This window comes from Halogeometricum sp. CBA1124, assembly GCF_009741955.1.
GTDB classification, from domain to species: domain Archaea; phylum Halobacteriota; class Halobacteria; order Halobacteriales; family Haloferacaceae; genus Halogeometricum; species Halogeometricum rufum.
The window spans coordinates 12,240-30,935 of sequence record NZ_WPCD01000024.1 but is presented as its reverse complement, the minus strand read 5'-3'; the positions used below and the strand labels follow the sequence as shown (position 1 = coordinate 30,935).

The window sequence follows — 18,696 nt, the reverse complement described above, 5'->3', positions numbered from 1 at the left end:
CGTCGGCGTCGCCGACGGCAAACCGTTCGCGATGTCCTGCATCGCCGGCCTCATCGCGGACGCGAGCATCAACACCTCGGACGACTCGAAAGAGCGGTTCGGGTCGTTCGCCTTCGTCGTCGAGGGCCTGCGGGAGATGGCCGACTTCGACGGCCTCCACGTCGACCTCACGGCCGTCTCGAACGGCGAGGAGCGCCGGTGGTCCGGCGAGGCCGTCTGCGTCCTGGTCGGGAACCTCCGGCGGTTCGCGAAGGAGGGCGGGCAGGCGGACGTCGAGGACGGCCACTTCGAGGTGGTCGTCATCGAACAGATGCCGACCGTCGAGATGATCGCCGAGGCCATCGCCCAGCGAGTGCTCGGCGAGAGCACGGAGAACGTGTTCCACGTCCGCGCCAGTCAACTCGAAATTCGCGCCGGCGACGACGAGAGCATCGACTTCAGCCTCGACGGCGAACCCTACGCGACCAGTCGCCTCTCCCTGCACACGCGTCCGCTGGCGCTCCGCGCTGCGTCGGGCCCGACTACGACCCGTCGCCGTTCGACGCCTGACGCCGCGCCGCCGGCCGTCCCGTCGGCACCCCCGACCGAAAGGGGCATACTCCGCCCGCGAGTCTCCCCGTGCGATGGACTTCGACGTCCCGTCGCTCGGCCGCACGGACGGCCCGTCGCTCGCGTCGCGACTGCGGTGGCGTCTCCGCCGGCCATTCTACGGCGCGTACTACGCGGTGACGCGCGCGAACCACGAGCGCGAACTGGTCGCCACGCGAAAGCGCGTCGGCGACGCGACGTTTCGGAGCTACGAACCCCTCCTCCGGCACGGCGACGACGTGCTGCTCGAACGCCTCCTCGACGCGGTGGCCCCCGGCGACGTGGTGTACGACGTGGGCGCGAACACCGGCGTGTACTCGCTGGCCGTCGCCGCGAGCCAGCCCGACGCGCGCGTCGTCGCCTTCGAACCGGACCCGGCGGTTCGGTCGCACCTCGCGGCGAACGTCCGCGTCAACGACTTCGCCAACGTCGCGGTGCGGGGCGAGGGCGTCGGCGACGAGACGGGGACCCGCCGGTTCTTCCGGTCGACGTACGACGAACTCGGCTCGTTCGACGAGGCGCGAGCGAGCGCGTGGGAGGCGCGCGTCCGCGGCACCGTCGAGGTGCCGGTAGTGACGCTGGACGGCCTCGTCGCCGCCGGAACCCCGCCCCCGGACCACCTGAAGGTCGACGTGGAGGGCGGCGCGGCGGCCGTCCTCGCGGGTGCGCGGGCCGTCCTCGAATCGGCGCGGCCGACCGTCTACTTCGAACCGCACGACGAGAGCGAACGCCGCGCCGTCGCCGACGCCCTCGCTCCGCTCGGATACGAGATTCGCACCCGGCCCGATGGGTGGGTCTGTACGCCCGACGGCTAGTTGCCCCCGGTGAGGGTCACTCTCGGAGGACGAACTCCACGCGCTCCTCGGTCGCTCCCTGCGTCCGGCGGCCCGTCACCTCGACCGCTCCTATCTCCGCCGTGTCGGCGACGTGCGTCCCCGCGCAGGCCGTGCGGTCGAACGGCGGGTCGTCGTCGCTCGCGCCGGCGACTTCGACGATGCGGACCTCGGTGATGGAGTCCGGCAGCAGGTGGATGCGCGTCCGCGCCGTGTCCAGCGACTCCTCGGCCACCTCGCGGTCCATCACGTGCCAGCGGACGGGCCGCGCGTCGGCGACGAGTTCGTTCAGTCGCGACTCGACGGCATCGAGGTCGCTCCGCTCGAACCGGTCGTACGCGCAGTCGAGGTGCGCGTGGTCGTCGTACAGTTGGTTGCCCGTCGTCTCGGCGTCGTACTCGTCCAAGAGGACGGCCGACAGCAGGTGCTGGACGGTGTGGTAGCGCATGTGGGCGCGTCGGCGGTCCCAGTCGAGTTCGCCCGTCACGGCCGTCCCCGGGTCCGGCGGGTCGCCGTCGAGCGTGTGGAGAATCTCGCCTCGCTTCGCCACGTCCGTGACGCGCCACTCGCGGCCCTCGTCGTCGCGGAGGGTGCCGGTGTCGTTCGGTTGCCCGCCGCCGGTCGGGTAGAAACAGGTCCGGTCGAGGACGACGCGGTCGCCGGCGACGGACGCGACCGTCGCCTCGAACGACCGTCGGGCGGTGTCTTCGAAGTAGAGGGGTTCGCTCGGCATCTGATGGCCTCAGTACGAACGCAGGGAGTAAGGGCCTTCGGTCGCCGTACGGGCGTCGGGCGGTCCGCGCGCCGCCGAGCAACGGTCTCGCTCGTCGTAACGCCTAAGAGCGGAACAACCATTAATTCGGGTAATGAATACGAACGCGAACGTTCGAACTTCCCTCCAACGTGTCGATCGGAGGTGGCACCGTGGGCGTTGAAATAAAGGAATCTCCCGTGTCCGCCGAGGAGTTCGAGACGATGCAGCGATTCGTCGAGGACTACCTCGCCGCCAGCGTGGAGAACGAAGACGACGGCGGCCGCATGCGGTGGTATCCGTGGCACAGCGCGGAGTACCGGTTCAACCACATCCTCAACGTCGTCGACCTCGCCTCGAAGATAGCCGAACGCGGAGGGGGGAGACGTGGACGTCGTCCGCGTCGCCGCCCTGTTCCACGACATCGCCAAACTGGAGGCCGACCAGGAGGTCCACGCCGAGGAGGGCGCGCGCGTCGCCCGCGAGTACCTCACGTCGCACGGCGACTTCCCGCAGTCGTTCGTCGAACAGGTGTGTCAGGTCGTCGCCGACCACTCCTATCAGGGGTCGCTGGAGGACGTGACGCTGGAGACGCGGTGTCTCATCGAGGCGGACATCCTCGACAAAGTCGGCGCGAACGGCACCGTCCTGATGCTCCTCCGCATGGGCTACGAGGCGCGAACCCACATGGACGCCTCCGAGATGGTCGAACGCGTCCTCGAACGCGGGCACGCCGCGACGGACCGCATCGAGAGCGACAGCGCGGAGAGCATCGCCCACCAGCGACTCAAGCGGGTCAAGTGGTTCCGCGAGTGGTTGGAGGAGGAGGTCCCCGGCATGGACCACGACGAGTTCGGGGACTGAGGCGACGGGCGCGCGGCGGTCGACCGAGACGCGGGCGACAGTGATGCCCGCGGCCGAGACGGCCGCGAACGGCACGCGGCCGAGCCACTCCGACTGTTACAGCGTGTCCAGAATCTCCAGCACCGACTCCTCGGCGTCGCGGCCGGGGTCCCACTCGGAGCCGTCGCGGTCGGAGTCGCGGTGGTCGTCCACCGACGCCGCCATCGCCTCGTCGAGGGGGGTGGAGTCCCAGCCCAGGTCGGCCAGTTTGTTCGTGTCGAGGACGTGCGGGTAGTCCCGGTAGAGGACGAAGTCGTCCGCGGAGAGGTCGGCGGCGGCGAGTTCTCGTTCGCCCGCGTGGACGACTTCGACGGTTGTGTCGGCCGCCTCGGCTATCAGGTCCACCATCTCCTCCAGCGTGACGAGTCGCCGGTCGCCGACGTTGTACGCCTCGCCGGGCGTCCCGCGTTCGGCGACGACGCGGAGCGCACTCGCCACGTCCTTCACGTACGCGCGGTGCCAGACGTTCGTCCCGTCGCCGGGGACGACGACGCGGTCGGACGTCTCGACCCGGTCTATCCAGTAGTCCAGTCGCTCCGTGTAGTCGTCGGGGCCGTAGACGATGCACGGGCGGACCGACATCGCGTTCACGCCGTCCATCGCGGCGTCGAAGACGATGCGGTCGCCCTCGGCCTTCCGCGGCCCGTAGGACTCCGAGGAGTCTGACTCGGCCTGTTCGGGCGTGCAGTCGCACAGCGGCGTCTCGCCCTCACGCTTTGGAATCTCCTCGCGGCCGTACGCCGCACCGCTGGAGATGTAGACGTAGGCGTCCACGTCGGCGAATATCTCGACGGCCGCCTCCACGTCCGCGGGGTGGTACGCCACGCAGTCGACCACGACGTCCGGTTCGACGGAGAGTTTCGCGGCCTTCAGCGCCGTGTCGTCCGTCCGGTCGCCCTCGACGTGCGTGACCCGGTCGTCCTCGGCGAACGGGTTCTCGTGGTTGCCGCGGTTGAAGATGGCGACGTCGTAGCCGTGGTCCAACAGGTCGTCGACGGCGTGCCGGCCGATGAAGCGCGTCCCGCCGACGACGAGTGCGGTGTCGGTCATACGACTCACTCTGCGGGCCGCGGTGAAAAGTGTGGAAGTACCGGAGTCGGCTACCGGGAGTGGGCGGCGTCCCGGGCGGCCTCTCCCCGTGCAAGTCCGGTCAGCGCCGCAGTCCGCTCAGTCGTCGCTGGTCTGCGCCAGCGTCCCGGACTCGCCGTCGGGCGAGACGGCCGACGCCGACTCGGGGAGTTCGCGCCGCACGTCCGCCTCGGCGCGTTCCGCGACGATGTCGGCGTAGGCGTCGGGCATCACCTTCACGAAGTCGTCCACGACGCTCGCCCAGTCGTCGAGCATCCACGACGCGCGCTCGGAGTCGGTGTACGCCGCGTGGTTCTCAACGAGACGGTGCAGCATCGCCTCGTCGGAGTCGTCGAGTGCGTCCGAGAGCGACACCATGCCGGTGTTCGCCTTCGCCTCGAACTCGTCGTCGGGGTCGTACACGTACGCGACGCCGCCGGACATCCCCGCGGCGAAGTTGCGGCCGGTGTCGCCGAGGACGGCGACGACGCCGCCGGTCATGTACTCGCAGCCGTGGTCGCCGACGCCCTCGACGACCGCTTTCACGCCGGAGTTGCGGACGCAGAAGCGCTCGCCCGCGACGCCGTTGACGTACGCCTCGCCCTGCGTCGCCCCGTAGAAGGCGACGTTGCCGACGAGGACGTTCTCGTCGGCCTCGTAGGCGGCCGTTTCGGGCGTCGTGACGACGACTTTCCCGCCGGAGAGTCCCTTGCCGACGTAGTCGTTCGACGCGCCCGAGAGGCGCATCGTCACGCCGCTGGCGAGGAACGCGCCGAACGACTGGCCGGCGACGCCGGAGAACTCACAGCGGATGGTGTCGTCCGCGAGTCCCTCGCCGCCGTAGCGGTTCGATATCTCGTTCGACAGCATCGCGCCGATGGCGCGGTCCACGTTCGACACCTCGCGGCGAATCTCGACCGGTTCGCCGCGTTCGAGCGCCGGTTCGGCCGCCTCGACGAGTTCGTGGTCGAGGCTCTCGGCCACGTCGCTGTGCGCCTGTTCTTCGGTCTTGTAGCGCGCGCCCGAGGCGGGCTCGGCGATGACCGACGAGAGGTCGAGATGCTTGGCCTTCTCGTGGTCCGTCTCGCGCTGGGAGAGCAGCGAGGGGCGGCCGATCATCTCCTCGACCGACCGGAAGCCGAGTTCGGCCAGTATCTCGCGGAGTTCCTCCGCGATGAACGTCATGTAGTTGATGACGTGGTCGGGCTGGCCGGGGAAGCGCTTGCGCAGGTCCTCCCGCTGGGTGGCGACGCCGACCGGACAGGTGTTCTCGTGGCACTGTCGGGCCATCACGCAGCCCGAGGTGACGAGCGATGCCGTCCCGAAGACGTACTCCTCGGCGCCGAGGAGGGCGGCGACGGCCACGTCGCGACCCGTCTTCATGCCGCCGTCGGCGGTGACGCGGATGCGCGAGCGCAGGTTCGTCGCGCGGAGCATCTGGTTGGCCTCCGCGAGTCCGAGTTCCCACGGCAGGCCGGCGTTCTTGATGGACGTCTTCGGCGACGCGCCGGTGCCGCCGTCGTGGCCCGAGATGTGGACCACGTCGCGTTCGCCTTCGCGACGCCGGCGGCGATGGTGCCGATGCCGGCTTCGGAGACGAGTTTCACGTTGACGTCCGCGTCGGGGTTGGCAGACTTCAGGTCGTGGATGAGCTGCTTGAGGTCCTCGATGGAGTAGATGTCGTGCAGCGGCGGCGGCGAGATGAGACCGACGCCCGGCGTCGCGAAGCGGACGTGCGCTATCATCTCGTTGACCTTCTTGCCGGGCAGGTGACCGCCCTCGCCGGGCTTGGACCCCTGCGCCATCTTTATCTGCAGTTCGTCGGCGCTGGAGAGGTAGTGGCTGGTGACGCCGAACCGGCCGGACGCCACCTGCTTGACGTTACACTCCTTCTCCGTGCCGAACCGCTCGGGCGGTTCGCCGCCCTCGCCGGAGTTGGACTTCCCGCCGATGCGGTTCATCGCGATGGAGTTGTTCTCGTGCGCCTCCGGCGACAGGCTGCCGAGCGACATCGCCGCCGTCGAGAAGCGCTCGACGATGTCCTCGACCGGTTCCACCTCGTCGAGAGGCACCGGGTCGCGGTCGGAGTCGAACTCCAGCAGACCCCGGAGCGTCTGGAGTTCCTTCGACTGGTCGTTGATGAGGTCGGCGAACTCCTGATACTTCTCGTAGTCGCCCGAGCGGACCGCCTGCTGGAGGGTCCCGACCGTCTTCGGGTTCCACTGGTGGTAGATGCCGTTCGAGCGGTGCTCGTACTCGCCCTGATGCTGGAGTTGGGGGTCGGCACCGTAGGCGACGGCGTGGCGGGTCAGCAGGTCCTGTTCGACGACGTCGATGCCGATACCCTCGGTCCGAATCTCCGTCCCCTCGAAGTACTCGGCGACGAAGTCGGAGTCGAGCCCGACGGCCTCGAATATCTGCGCGCCCTGGTAGGAGGCGACGGTGGAGATGCCCATCTTCGCCATCGTCTTCAGCACGCCGTCTTCGAGCGCCTTCGTGTAGGCGGCGATGGCCTTCTCCTCGTCCGCGCCGTCGGGGCCGGCGACGATGTCGCCGATGGTCTGGTAGGCGAGGTAGGGGTTGACCGCTCCCGCGCCGTAGCCGACGAGCGTGGCCATGTGGTGCACCTCGCTCGGTTCGCCCGACTCGACGACGAGGCCGGCGTGGTTGCGCAGGCCGGTCCGGACGAGTTCGTGGTGGACCGCGCCCGTCGCGAGGAGACTCGGGACGGCCGCTCGGTCGGCGTCGAGGCCCCGGTCCGAGAGGACGACCACGTCCGCGCCGTCCTCGATGGCGGCCACCGCGTCGGCGCGGACGCGTTCGACGGCGTCCCGGAGGGCCGTCTCGGTGTCGAACGTGATGTCCACGACCGCCGAGGACATGTCGCCGTTCAGGTTCTTGATGGCGGCCGTCTCGGCGTCGGAGATAATTGGCGAGTCGAGGACGAGTTGCCGGGCGTGTTCCGGCGTCTCGTCCAGCAGGTTCCGCTCCGGTCCGAGACGCGACTCCAGCGAGGTGACGAGTTCCTCCCGGATGTAGTCTAACGGCGGGTTCGTCACCTGCGCGAACAGCTGCTTGAAGTAGGTGAAGAGCGGGCGGTCGAAGTCCGACAGCACCGACAGCGGCGTGTCGTCGCCCATCGAGCCGACGGGGTCCTTCCCGTCTCTCGCCATCGGTTCGATGAGGTGGTTCAGCTGGTCGGTGGTGTAGCCGAAGGCGGCCTGCCGGGCGCGGAGGTCGTCGACGACGCCGTGCGGCGCGTAGTCGTCGGCGTCCGCGAGGTCGGACATCCGGCGCTGCTGGTCGTCGACCCACTCGCCGTACTTCTCGTCGGTCAGCGAGTCGAACACCTCCTCGTCGGGGATGACGCGCCCCTCTTCGGGGTCAGCGACGAACAGTTGGCCGGGCTGGAGCCGACCGCGTTCGCGAATCTCGGAGGGGTCGGTGTCCAGAGCGCCGACTTCGGAGGCCATCACGAGCGTGCCGTCCGTCGTCACGTCGTAGCGGCAGGGGCGGAGCCCGTTGCGGTCGAGGACGGCCGCCACCCGGTCGCCGTCGGTCGCCGCCACGAGGGCGGGACCGTCCCACGGTTCGACCAGCGAGGCGTGGTAGTCGTACCACTCGCGGCGTTCCGCCGACATCGCGTCGTCGCCGCGGTAGGCCTCGGGGATGAGCATCCGCAGGACGTGCGGGAGTTCGCGGCCGCCCTGAAGCAGGAGTTCGACCGCGTTGTCGACGGAGGCGGTGTCGGACTGGTCGGCCTTCGTCACCGGCTTGACCGTGTCGATGTCGTCGCCGAAGTCGGGGTGTTCGAGGTCCGTCTCCCGCGCGCGCATCCAGTTGACGTTGCCGCGGATGGTGTTTATCTCGCCGTTGTGGATGATGTGGCGGTACGGGTGCGCGAGGTGCCACGCGCCCAGCGTGTTGGTCGAGAACCGCGCGTGGACGAGCGTGAGCGTCGTCTTCAGCCGTTCGTCCCGCAGGTCGGGGTAGTAGTCCGCGAGCTGTTCGCCCTTCAGGAGGCCCTTGTAGACCAGCGTCTTCCGCGAGAGCGAACAGACGTAGAAGCGCGCGGCTCCCCGTTCGTCGAGTTCGTCCACCGCGTTCTCGACGGCGCGGCGCGCGAGGTAGAGCGCGCGGTCGAACTCGTCGTCGTCCATCTCGGTCTCCGGGACGACGAACGCCTGCCACACGTCGGGCTCGGAGTCGAGCGCCGTCTTCCCGAGGTCCGCGTTGTCCGTGGGCACGTCCCGCCAGGTCACGACCGTCAGCCCGTGCGCGGCGAGTTCGCGCTCGAACAGGTCGGTGAGCGTCTCGCGGGCGGCGTCGTCCGTCGGCATGAATATCGACCCGACGGCGTACTCGTCCGGTAACGCCGCGTCCACGACGGCGTCGAAGAACTCGTCGGGTCGCTGGACCATGATGCCGGCGCCGTCGCCGGTGTCCTCCTCCGCACCGGTGGTGCCCCGGTGTTCGAGGTTCTCCAGTAGTTCGAGCCCGTCCGCGACCGTCTCGTGGCTTACCCCACCGTCGAGGTCGATTACGGCACCAACCCCGCAGTTCGAGCGTTCGTCGGTCGGGTCCGCGAGTCCGTCCGACGGAACAGGGGTGTCTCTATGTGGCTTGGTCATGTGTCCCACTTAGCCTCTCCATTTAAACGCGTTATCCTGAAAGCATAAGGGCATGTTTATCACATACTAGGAGATATAATGAATCGGTATTCTGCAGACAGATGGTACTCGGAGGCGAAGAAATCGACAGACGCGACCGAAATAAAAGGTGTCTCGGAGACGCCCGTCGCTCAGGAGTGTCGTCGGAGTCGAACTCGGTCGTCGTCGTAGGAGTCGACGTGTTCGTCGCGGAGTTCGTTGTCGTCGTCGTCGTCGCCCCACCCGAGCATGTCCTTTATCTTGCCCGTCAGGCCGTCGCTGTCCTCGTCGCGTTCGACCGTTGCGCGCCCGTCGTTCACGTCGTGGATGGTGCCGATACGGTCGCCCTCGGCGGTCACTACTTCCTTGTCACGGTCGTCGTCTCTGAATTTTCGTGCCATCGCGATAGAAAATTAACACGGCACTCGTAAGGAGGTGTTGGCCGCGAACCTGCTACGTCACCGGTCCGAGTAATTCAGCACGCGGTGAGAACGGCGTCGACGGCGACTATCCGGTGTATCCGGGCAGTCGGATGCGGTTGCCGTCCTCGTACTCTTCGACGTCGTCGCCGGTCAGTTCGTAGGTGTCGTCGTCGTCGCTCCAGCCGAGCATCTCCTTTATCTCGTCGGTGAGGCTCTCGTCGTCGTCGGTTCGTTCGACCGTCGCGCGGCCGTCCTCGACGCCGCGAACCGTCCCGACGGTGTCGCCGGCGGCGGTCACGATGCGTTTGTCCACGTCCTCCTGCGTGAAGGGGCGTACCATCGCGTCGCCACGTTCGGTCGGTACGAGTAAGGGACTGGTGGCCGTCCCGGCGGCGTCGGTGCCCGCCCGCCGGGACGCGTTTCTCCCGGCGTCCGCTCAGTACGACTTCGCGAAGTACGCCGTCTCCTCGGCGTCGTCGCCGCAGACGGCGCACTCCTCGCCGCCGTGAATCTCGGCCTCCTCGTCGTTGAGGGGGACCATCACTATCTCCGCGGCTATCTGGTCCTTTATCTCCGCCTCGCAGTCCTCGTCGCCGCACCACGGCGCCTTCACGTACCCGCCGTGCTGACCGATGGTTCCGAGGATGTCGGCACGGGAGTCCGCCTCGCGGACGTTCTCCGCGAGGTTCTCCTCGGCGGTGGCGTACAGTTTCGCATACACCTCGTCGAACTCCGCGCGCACCGTCTCGGCGATGTCCTCGCGGGGGACCTCCTTCGACTCGCCGTCGGGGCGGTGGACAACCGTCACTACGTCGTCGTCCACCTCGTTCGGGCCGATTTCGAAGCGGACGGGGACGCCCTTCAGTTCCCACTCGTTGAACTTGAAGCCGGGATTCCGCTCGTCTCGGTCGTCGAGTTCGACGCGGATGCCGTCGGCCTCCAGTTCCTCGGTGATGGACTCGGCGTACTCGAGCACCTTCTCCTGCGTGTCGGCCTGCCAGATGGGGACGACGACCACCTGTTCGGGCGCGACGGTGTGCGGCAGGACGAGTCCCTGGTCGTCGGAGTGCGTCATGATGAGCGCGCCGAGTGCGCGCCACGAGAGGCCCCACGACGTGGTGTGCGTCGCCTGACTCTCCTCGTCCACGTCGGTGTAGGTGATGTCGAACGCCTCCGCGAAGGAGGTACCGAGGTGGTGGGAGGTGGCTCCCTGCACGGACTTGCCGTCGGGCATGAGTGCCTCCACCGTCGTCGTCGTGTGTGCGCCGGGGAACTTGTCGTGCTCGGGTTTCGCGCCGCGGAGGACCGGAATCGCCAGCAGGTCCTCGTACACCGACTCGTACTGTTCGAGACGCGTCATCGTCTCCTCCCACGCGTCGTCGTGCGTCGCGTGCGCGGTGTGTCCCTCCTGCCAGAGGAACTCCTTCGTGCGGAAGAACGGCTTCGTCTCGGTCGCCTCCCACCGAACGACCGAGGCCCACTGGTTCACGCGCAGGGGGAGGTCGCGGTGACTACGGACCCACTGCGCCATGTACGGCGCGATTATCGACTCGGAGGTGGGTCGGACGGCGAGTCGTTCCTCCAGTTCCTGGTGGCCGGCGTGCGTGACCCACGCGACTTCGGGGTCGAACCCCTCCACCACGTCCTTCTCGCGTTCGAGGTAGCTCTCGGGGATGAAGAGCGGGAAGTAGGCGTTCTGGACCCCCGTGCTCTTGAACTTCGCGTCGAGGAACCCCTGCACTCGCTCCCAGAGCGCGTACGCCCGCGGACGCGTGACGATGAACCCGCTCATGCCTTCGGGACCGTAGTTGGCGAGACCTGCCTTCTGGACGACTTCGGCGTACCACTCGCCCGTGTTGTACTGCTTGGACTCGGTGATGCCGAGTTCCTGTTCGTCGCTCATTAGCGGTATTTCTCCCGACTGCGGCCTTAAATCTCCTGAAGCGTCGGAGGCTCACCGAACCTGTCTCCCCGGTAGACTCCCCGTCGGCGGAGTGTTTCCGGACGCACGGATAGTTCGCTCAGCGGTGAGGAGGCGTCAGCTAGATGTGCTCCCACGATGTACGATACGATAGGTGGGACCAATGTTAACACAGGTCACCAAGCGCCCGGAGAACCGAGAACGGACGACCGAACGGTCGGAACGTACCGGCGGGTCCGACCGGAACGAGACGCGGGTCGAACTGTGGCGCGAGGCGACGGAGACGGGCGGCCGAAACGAGTTCGACCGGGTGGCCGAGCGCCTCCGTCACCTCGAGGAACGCGGCGACGTGGACGCCGCCGCCGTCGAGACGTGGGACCGGTACGTGGACGTCGCCGGCGGGTACCCCGACGACGAGGTGCCGCGGAGGACGCTGGACCGCCTCGGCAAACTGAAGCGCTGGGCGTGGCGACACGGGAGCGACGCCTCCATCTCGACGGAGTCGCGGACGGTGGGTCGCGGACGGATGGGGCCCCCCACGCAGATGCGGCGCGTCCCGCGCGCGGCACTCGTCGAGTTCGAGAACGGCGTCGTGACGAACGTCACCCTCTGCGACGAGTACGCCGGGTGTCTCACCGAGCGACTGCGAACTATCGCCGAACGCGAACGTCCGGCGACCGAGGAGCGCGACGACGGCGAACCCCTCGAACGGGTCCTCTCCTAATCCGGCGTCACCGCGAACGGGCTCTCCCGTTCGCGCCACTCCCAGCCGGGGAGTCGGGTCTGGAAGCCGGCCGCGAGGGCGGCGTCTAAGTCGTCCGCACCGGCGACGCCGTCGGTGTGCGTCGCCGTGTCCGCGAAGTGGAACGTCGCCTGTGCGAGCAACGAGAGCGGTTGCCCGCCCGCGATGGTCGCCGCGAGTTCGCGGCCGAGAATCTCGTCGACGACGAACCCCGGATAGTCGTCCTGGACGTCCAACTCGCGCAGGATGCCGACGTAGCCCGCGACGTTGACGGCCACGTCGCCGTCGGCGAACACCGTCGCGACTTCCTCGCGGTACTCCGCCTCCGTCACCGTCCCCACGTCGGTGTCGAACAGGTCGCCCAACCGCGTCCGCGTCTCGTTCAACAGGGGGACCACGACGGTAGACCGGTCGCTCACCCACCGCGCCTCCTCGGCGACGGCGTCGGGTGTCAGTTCCATACCCTCCCGAGGGGCTCGAACTGCTTCGACTTTGCGAAGGCTTTTATACCGAGGCAAGAATACGTCCGAGTAAGCGGGTTTTCCCTGCCTCTTCCCGCAGTCAGGATAGCCGGAGATAGCGATACGACCGCAGACTACCCTATGCTCTCTCACGATTACATCCAGTCCGACCGTGCGGCCGTAGTGACCGTCTCGTCGGTCGACTTCCTGCGAGGCAGCGAGAGCCCGACCCCGCTACCGTCCGTCACGACACGGACGAGTGGTACTCACTTATGAGTTCAGTAGACAAGCAGCTCGAGGAACTGAAAGCAGAGATAACGAACGAACTCCCTTCGGACATCTCGGTCTCCGACGTCAAGTACGAGGGCCCGGAACTGGTCGTGTACACGCGCGACCCGAAGAAGTTCGCACAGAACGGCGACCTCATCCGAAAGCTCGCCAGCAAACTTCGAAAGCGAATCACGGTCCGACCCGACCCGGACGTCCTCTCGCCGCCGCGAGAGGCGGAGGAGCAGGTACTCGGCGTCATCCCCGACGAGGCCGGCGTCACGGACCTCGACTTCCACGAGGACACCGGCGAAGTCGTCATCGAGGCGGCCAAACCCGGGATGGTCATCGGCCGACACGGCTCGACGCTCCGGAAGATAACGCAGGAGGTCGGCTGGACGCCCGAAGTCGTCCGGACGCCGCCCATCGAGTCCTCGACGGTCTCGAACGTGCGGAACTTCCTGAAGCAGGAACGCGACGAGCGACGGCAGATTCTCGAACGGGTCGGCCGGCAGATACACCGCGAACAACTCTCCGACGACGAGTGGGTCCGCATCTCCACGCTCGGATGTTGCCGCGAAGTCGGTCGCGCCTCGTTCATCCTCTCGACGCCGGAGACGCGAATCCTCGTCGACTGCGGTGACAAGCCGGGGTCCGACGACGTGCCGTACCTGCAGGTGCCCGAAGCGCTCGGGTCCGGGGCGAACTCGCTGGACGCCGTCGTCCTCACCCACGCCCACCTCGACCACTCGGCGCTCATCCCGCTCCTGTTCAAGTACGGCTACGACGGCCCCATCTACACGACCGAACCGACGCGGGACCTGATGGGCCTGCTCACGCTCGACTACCTCGACGTGGCGGCCAAGGAGGGGCGGACGCCGCCCTACGAGTCCGAGATGGTCCGCGAGGCCATCAAGCACTGCATCCCGCTGGAATACGGCGACGTGACCGACATCGCGCCCGACGTGAAGCTCACGTTCCACAACGCGGGCCACATCCTCGGCTCGGCGGTGTCGCACTTCCACATCGGCGACGGCCTCTACAACGTGGCGTTCTCGGGCGACATCCACTACGAGGACACGCGCCTGTTCAACGGCGCGGTCAACGACTTCCCGCGCGTGGAGACGCTCGTCCTCGAATCGACGTACGGCGGGCGCAACGACTACCAGACCGACCAAGAGGACTCCGAACAGAAGCTCATCGACGTCATCAACGAGACGCACGACCGCGGCGGGAAGGTCCTCATCCCGGCGTTCGCGGTCGGTCGCTCTCAGGAGATCATGCTCGTCCTCGAAGAGGCGATGCGCTCGGGCAAGATTCCGGAGATGCCCGTCCACCTCGACGGGATGATATGGGAGGCGACGGCCATCCACACGACGTACCCCGAGTACCTCCGCGACGACCTGCGCGACCGCATCTTCCACGAGGACGAGAACCCGTTCCTCGCCGACGAGTTCAACCACATCGACGCCGGCGAGGACGAACGGCAGGAGGTCGCCGACGGCGGCCCGGCCATCGTCCTCTCCACCTCCGGGATGGTGACGGGCGGCCCCATCATGTCGTGGCTCCGCCACGTCGGCCCCGACCCGAAATCGCGCCTCGTCTTCGTCGGCTACCAGGCGCAGGGAACGCTCGGCCGTCGCATCCAGAACGGGTGGGACGAGATTCCCATGAACGACCGCGACAACATGGGTCGCTCGAACACGCTCACACTGAAGATGGACGTGGAGACGGTCGACGGCTTCTCCGGGCACGCCGACCGGGCCGGTCTGGAGAACTTCGTGAAGACGATGAACCCGCGTCCGGAGAAAGTGCTGTGCGTCCACGGCGACGAACGCTCCGTGCAGGACCTCTCCTCGGCGCTGTACCACAACTACAACATGCGCACGTTCGCGCCGAAGAACCTCGAGACGTTCCGCTTCAAGTAACGCGCACCGTTCGACGCCTCGGCCGACGGCACCGCGCACCTTCTTACCGCTGCCACCCGCACGGTGTGGTATGCGTCTCGCGCTCATCGCACACGACGAGAAGAAACCGGACCTCATCGAGTTCGCACAGAACCGGGAGGACGACCTGGCACACTTCGACCTGACGGCGACGGGGACGACGGGAAAGCGCCTCGCCGACGCGACGGACCTCGACATCGAACGCAAGCAGTCGGGCCCCCTCGGCGGCGACATGCAGATCGGTGCGGAGATCGCCAGCGAGGAATGCCACGGCGTCGTCTTCCTCCGCGACCCACTCACCGCGCAACCGCACGAACCCGACATCACCGCGTTGCTCCGCATCTGCGACGTGCACAACGTGCCACTCGCCACCAACCTCGCCAGCGCGGACGCCGTCCTCGACGAACTGCTGTACCAACTCGACGTGGAGTTCGACCCCACCGAGTGAGGCGCGCCCCTCAGATTCTCCCGACTGATAGTCGGTCCGAACGTTCAAGTCCGATTCGGGAGACAGTCTCCCTATGCGACCTCTCACGCGCGCGCTCGCGGCGGCTCTCGCCGTCGCCGTCCTCACCACGGCCGTCGCGGCACCCGTCGCCGCGCAGGCGGGCGGTGACGACGGGTCCGAACCGGTGTGCTTCCCCGGTGGCGGCCACGAGTTGGACATCGGCACCGAGGGGCCGGGCATCGCCGTGACCGTCCACACCTCGCTGTTCACGAACCTCACCGACGCCGGCGCACTCGGTATGGAGGCGCGCGGGACGGCGCTGAACGCGACGATAATCGAACTCCGCACGGGCGTCGTCTTCGACGGCGTCGGCCCGGCCGAGGAGTTCCTCGCGAACCCGTTCTCGCGGTTCGCCATCCTGTTCGACTACTCGTTCGAGTTGCCGATGTTCGCGGGGTTGGTGGACGACTCGAGTTACGAGACGGACGAGTCGCCGGTGAGTGGCGTGGACTCGCGGGGCTGTTGAGGGGAGGGAACCTGTTCGACCCACCTACTCACCGACCTCTTCCGCGGACGACCGGCTCGATGCGCGGGTCGACGAGGCTCACAGTAGCGTCCGGCCCTTCGTCTCGACTCCCCAGACCAACAGCGCGACCCCGGCGACGAAGAGCGACACCGCGACGGGAGCGAGCGCGACGAGATAGCCGAACTGTGCGAGCGTCCCGAAGAACACCGGGCCGGCGGCCGCGGCGACCTTCCCGATGGAGCCGGTGACCCCCAGACCCGTCGAGCGGACCTCCGTGGGGAACACCTCCGAGGTGTACGCGTACAGCACCGCCCACGCCCCGAGCACCGCGAACCCCATCACGAACAGGCCGAACAGGAACGCCTCCGTTCGGGCCGCGCCGAGGTCGATACCGGCGCCGGGAATCGCCGCCGCGAACAGCAACGTCCCGGCGCCGCCGAGGATGGTGAACCCGCCGAGCGTCCACTTGCGGCCGAGAACCTCGATGAGGTACGCCGCGCTGAGCTGTCCGGTCAACTGGAAGACGGTGACGACGAACAGGAAGCGGTAGAGGTCGTCGGCGTACCCCGCGTTCGCGACGGTGTCGGGGAGCCAGGTGAAGATGCCGTAGAACGCGAGGTTGACGACGACCCAGAGGCTCGCGAGCAGGACCGTCGTCCCGACCAACTCGGGCTCGAACAGCCGCCGATACCCCGTGTCGTCCGGGTCGGCGGCGCGCCACGGACCGGACGTCGACGGCGGTTCGACCCGGTTCAGGACGGCCATCGTTTCGAGCGCCTCGGTCGCGGCGTCCGTCCGGCCTGTCGGGCGAGGAAGTACGGCGACCGCGGGAGCGAACGGGCCGCGACGACCGCGAGACCGAGCGGCAGGATACCGGCGGCGAAGAACACGCGCCACGCCGCCACGCCGCCGACCGTCCCGTCCGGACCGGTGAGAACCGAGAAGACGCCCCACGCGAGCGCCACCACCGCGATGCTGCCGACCGAGAAGCACGCTTCGAGGTACGTGACGAACCGACCGCGGACCTGCGAGGGGAGTTGCTCGGCGAGGTACGACGCGCCCGCGACGAGTCCCCCGCCGAGGCCGATGCCCGTCACGAACCGGAGACCGATGGCCGAGTACAGGCCGACCGCGAGCGCGGTCAGCGCGGTGAAGACCGAGAACGTGACGACGGACGCGACGAGCGTGCGCTTGCGCCCCGCGCGGTCGGCGTACCACCCGCCGACGGTGTTGCCCACGAGCATCCCGAGCAGACTCGCGCTTCCGAGGACGCCCGCGGTGAACCCCGACAGGTTCCAGATCTCGATGACGTCGGGAGCGCGAAGGAGACGGCGAGTATCGACATCGCCATGGCGGCCCAGACGCCGCCCACGGTCGCCATCACCAGCCAGTGAAAGCGCCCGACCGGGATGGTATCGACAACGTCACCGATTCGCTGCCCCTGACCGTCCATGCTGCCGGTGGTCGCTCGCGGGCGTGTTAAACTCGGGGGAACGCGAACGCGACGGCTCGCCGACGGGTCACTCCTCCGCAGTCGAGGGGTCGACCACCGTCTCGTCCACCTCGTCCACGCCCACGCGGTCGCACAGGTCGTACAGCGGACACGCCTCCGGCCCGTCGAGACACGCCGGCTTCCGCGCGGAGCAGTACTCGCGGCCGAACTGAATCATCGCGGTGTGACCGAAGCCGCACTTCTCGGCGGGCACGTCGCGTTCGAGGGCCTCGCGCACTCCCTCGTGGTCGCGTCGGCGGGAGCGAGGCCCATGCGCCGCGCGATGCGGTGGACGTGGGTGTCGACCGGGAAGACGCCGCCGCGGCCGCCCGCGAACAGGAGGACGCAGTCTGCCGTCTTGGGCCCGACGCCGTGGATGTCGAGGAGTCGGTCTCTGACCGCGCCGGGGTCCTCGTCCTTCACGAAGTCGTCGAAGCCGTCGGCCCCGCCGAACTCGTCGCAGATTCGCTCGGCCGCGCCGAGTATCATCTCGGACTTCTGGTTGTAGAGCCCCGCCGAGGAGATGGTCTCGGCGAGTTCGGCCCGTTCGGCGTCGGCGAGTGCTTCTGCGAGGTCCGCTCGGTCGGCATACCGCTCCATCAACGCGTCGTGGGCGGGTTGGCTCGCCACGTCGCTGGTGTTCTGGCTGAGGATGGTCCGGACGAGGCACTCGAAGGCGTCCTGTCCGCCGTAGGCCTTCTGCCAGTACATCCGCCCCAACTCGTCGACGATGGCCTCCGCGCGGGAGTCGGCCTCGCCGGGCGCGAACGCCGCGGGCGCGCCGCCGCCGTCGTCGCCGCCGCTGATGTTCTCCGCAGGTTCCTCGGGCATGCTCGGAGGATAGAACGCCGTCTCGAAAAGCGGTCGGGATGCGGCCGTCGTCCTCACTCCACCCGGAGCGTGAACGTCACGTCGCCGCCGTCGGCCAGTGCCGACACGAGGTCACGGTCGAAGTCGGCCGCCGCGGCGTCTGCGCCGACCAGTATCGTGCGGTCGTCCACGTAGTCGCTGGTGCGCCCGACGTGACTGCGGTCCCCCTCGAAGCTCAGGTCGGGGTGGCCGCGCCCTTCGACGGTCTGTCGGTACGTCTCGCCGTCGGGGCCCTCGACTTCGACGGTGGCCGTGAGGGTCGCGTCGGCGTCCCGGCAGGCGTCCACGAACGCCTCGTCGAAGTCGGCGGGGGTCCGGTCCGCCTCGACGGCGAGGATGCAGTCTCCTGCGGGGGTGAGCCAGTCGTCGGACGTGACCTCGAACGTGCTCTCGTGTTCGGCGGAGACGTTCTCGTGCCCGCGCGCGCGGACGACTTCTTCGTGCATACTCCGAGGTGGCCGTCGCGGCGGTAAATCGCACTCGATTCGAGAGCGTCCGGCCATCGGCGCGGCCGCCGGCCCCCGAACGCCTGCTCGAAGCCGCGCCCACCCCGACGAACGCTAACCATGCGTGTTGTTACCACGGGACTTTATATACCCTGTCTCACACCCGAAACCGGGGTATCGTGCCGTTTCACGCCCCGTGGTAGCGGTTTTCAGGGGTCGGAACCACCGGAGGACTTATATACTGCTACGTACAATGTGTAGGTACCAGAACGCCTCCGGCGTTCCGGCGGCACAGCACGCAGAATGATCGGGAATTCTTATCCACGGTCGGCAGCACCACCACGAGCAGCCGCCACGCACGGA

At 68.0% G+C, this 18,696-nt stretch carries 14 protein-coding genes and 4 pseudogenes; 7 read left to right on the top strand and 11 right to left on the bottom strand.

Translation table 11 applies throughout. The features are described 5' to 3' along the window. Positions 1–31 precede the first annotated feature (31 nt). Positions 32–445: pseudogene (locus GJ632_RS23120) on the top strand (diacylglycerol/lipid kinase family protein); the annotation flags it as partial. 178 nt (positions 446–623) lie between these two features. Next, a complete protein-coding gene (locus GJ632_RS05560) occupies positions 624–1,403 on the top strand; it encodes an FkbM family methyltransferase (RefSeq protein WP_191452351.1) in 780 nt (259 codons plus the stop codon). A 16-nt stretch (positions 1,404–1,419) separates the two neighbouring features. Here the strand turns inward: GJ632_RS05560 and GJ632_RS05555 are convergent, their stop codons facing one another. After that, positions 1,420–2,154 (bottom strand): alanyl-tRNA editing protein, encoded by a 735-nt coding sequence (locus tag GJ632_RS05555; protein WP_191452350.1) that lies wholly within the window; start codon positions 2,152–2,154, stop codon positions 1,420–1,422. A gap of 191 nt (positions 2,155–2,345) precedes the next feature. Here GJ632_RS05555 and GJ632_RS05550 point away from each other — a divergent pair. After that, a pseudogene (locus GJ632_RS05550) lies at positions 2,346–3,036 on the top strand (HD domain-containing protein). A gap of 96 nt (positions 3,037–3,132) precedes the next feature. On the opposite strand, the gene GJ632_RS05545 reads toward GJ632_RS05550, so the two are convergent. From GJ632_RS05545 to proS, 5 genes and pseudogenes are all read right to left on the bottom strand, one after another. Continuing rightward, positions 3,133–4,125: an NAD-dependent epimerase/dehydratase family protein gene (locus tag GJ632_RS05545; protein WP_191452349.1), complete on the bottom strand. Its 993-nt coding sequence runs from the start codon at positions 4,123–4,125 to the stop codon at positions 3,133–3,135. 117 nt (positions 4,126–4,242) lie between these two features. Next, positions 4,243–8,774 (bottom strand): annotated as a pseudogene (gene gltB / locus GJ632_RS05540) (glutamate synthase large subunit). A gap of 170 nt (positions 8,775–8,944) precedes the next feature. Next, positions 8,945–9,193, bottom strand: coding sequence for a hypothetical protein (locus tag GJ632_RS05535; RefSeq protein ID WP_191452348.1), 249 nt, complete (start codon positions 9,191–9,193; stop codon positions 8,945–8,947). 106 nt (positions 9,194–9,299) lie between these two features. Beyond that, positions 9,300–9,554, bottom strand: coding sequence for a hypothetical protein (locus GJ632_RS05530; protein WP_191452347.1), 255 nt, complete (start codon positions 9,552–9,554; stop codon positions 9,300–9,302). Between the two features lie 96 nt (positions 9,555–9,650). After that, positions 9,651–11,117 carry a proline--tRNA ligase gene (gene proS, locus GJ632_RS05525; RefSeq protein WP_191452346.1) on the bottom strand — a complete coding sequence of 489 codons (1,467 nt, stop codon included), beginning with the start codon at positions 11,115–11,117 and terminating at the stop codon, positions 9,651–9,653. 181 nt (positions 11,118–11,298) lie between these two features. Between proS and GJ632_RS05520 the strand changes: the two genes are divergently transcribed. Continuing rightward, positions 11,299–11,859 (top strand): HTH domain-containing protein, encoded by a 561-nt coding sequence (locus GJ632_RS05520; protein WP_191452345.1) that lies wholly within the window; start codon positions 11,299–11,301, stop codon positions 11,857–11,859. Here the strand turns inward: GJ632_RS05520 and GJ632_RS05515 are convergent. Beyond that, entirely contained in the window at positions 11,856–12,338 is a 483-nt protein-coding gene (locus tag GJ632_RS05515) for a hypothetical protein (protein ID WP_089805378.1), read from the bottom strand. The genes GJ632_RS05520 and GJ632_RS05515 overlap by 4 nt on opposite strands. Before the next feature lie 272 nt (positions 12,339–12,610). Here GJ632_RS05515 and GJ632_RS05510 point away from each other — a divergent pair, with 272 nt between their 5' ends. The 3 genes from GJ632_RS05510 to GJ632_RS05500 all read left to right on the top strand — a co-directional run bounded on the left by GJ632_RS05510 (position 12,611) and on the right by GJ632_RS05500 (position 15,525). Then, the gene (locus GJ632_RS05510) at positions 12,611–14,533 is read left to right on the top strand and encodes a beta-CASP ribonuclease aCPSF1 (RefSeq protein ID WP_089805380.1); all 1,923 of its coding nucleotides are present in this window, start codon (positions 12,611–12,613) and stop codon (positions 14,531–14,533) included. A 70-nt stretch (positions 14,534–14,603) separates the two neighbouring features. Further along, positions 14,604–14,999 carry a methylglyoxal synthase gene (locus GJ632_RS05505; protein WP_191452344.1) on the top strand — a complete coding sequence of 132 codons (396 nt, stop codon included), beginning with the start codon at positions 14,604–14,606 and terminating at the stop codon, positions 14,997–14,999. 73 nt (positions 15,000–15,072) lie between these two features. After that, positions 15,073–15,525 (top strand): hypothetical protein, encoded by a 453-nt coding sequence (locus tag GJ632_RS05500; protein WP_191452343.1) that lies wholly within the window; start codon positions 15,073–15,075, stop codon positions 15,523–15,525. A gap of 78 nt (positions 15,526–15,603) precedes the next feature. Here the strand turns inward: GJ632_RS05500 and GJ632_RS05495 are convergent, their stop codons facing one another. The 4 genes and pseudogenes from GJ632_RS05495 to GJ632_RS05480 all read right to left on the bottom strand — a co-directional run bounded on the left by GJ632_RS05495 (position 15,604) and on the right by GJ632_RS05480 (position 18,333). After that, a complete protein-coding gene (locus GJ632_RS05495; protein WP_191452342.1) occupies positions 15,604–16,290 on the bottom strand; it encodes an MFS transporter in 687 nt (228 codons plus the stop codon). Next, complete coding sequence (locus GJ632_RS05490) at positions 16,278–16,826, bottom strand: MFS transporter (protein WP_343161042.1); 549 nt, start codon at positions 16,824–16,826, stop codon at positions 16,278–16,280. Before GJ632_RS05490 ends, GJ632_RS05495 begins: the two co-directional genes overlap by 13 nt. Before the next feature lie 219 nt (positions 16,827–17,045). Next, a pseudogene (nth, locus tag GJ632_RS05485) lies at positions 17,046–17,848 on the bottom strand (endonuclease III domain-containing protein). Between the two features lie 53 nt (positions 17,849–17,901). Then, on the bottom strand, positions 17,902–18,333 hold the full coding sequence (locus GJ632_RS05480; protein ID WP_191452340.1) for a DUF371 domain-containing protein: 432 nt from the start codon (positions 18,331–18,333) through the stop codon (positions 17,902–17,904). Positions 18,334–18,696: the final 363 nt, after the last annotated feature.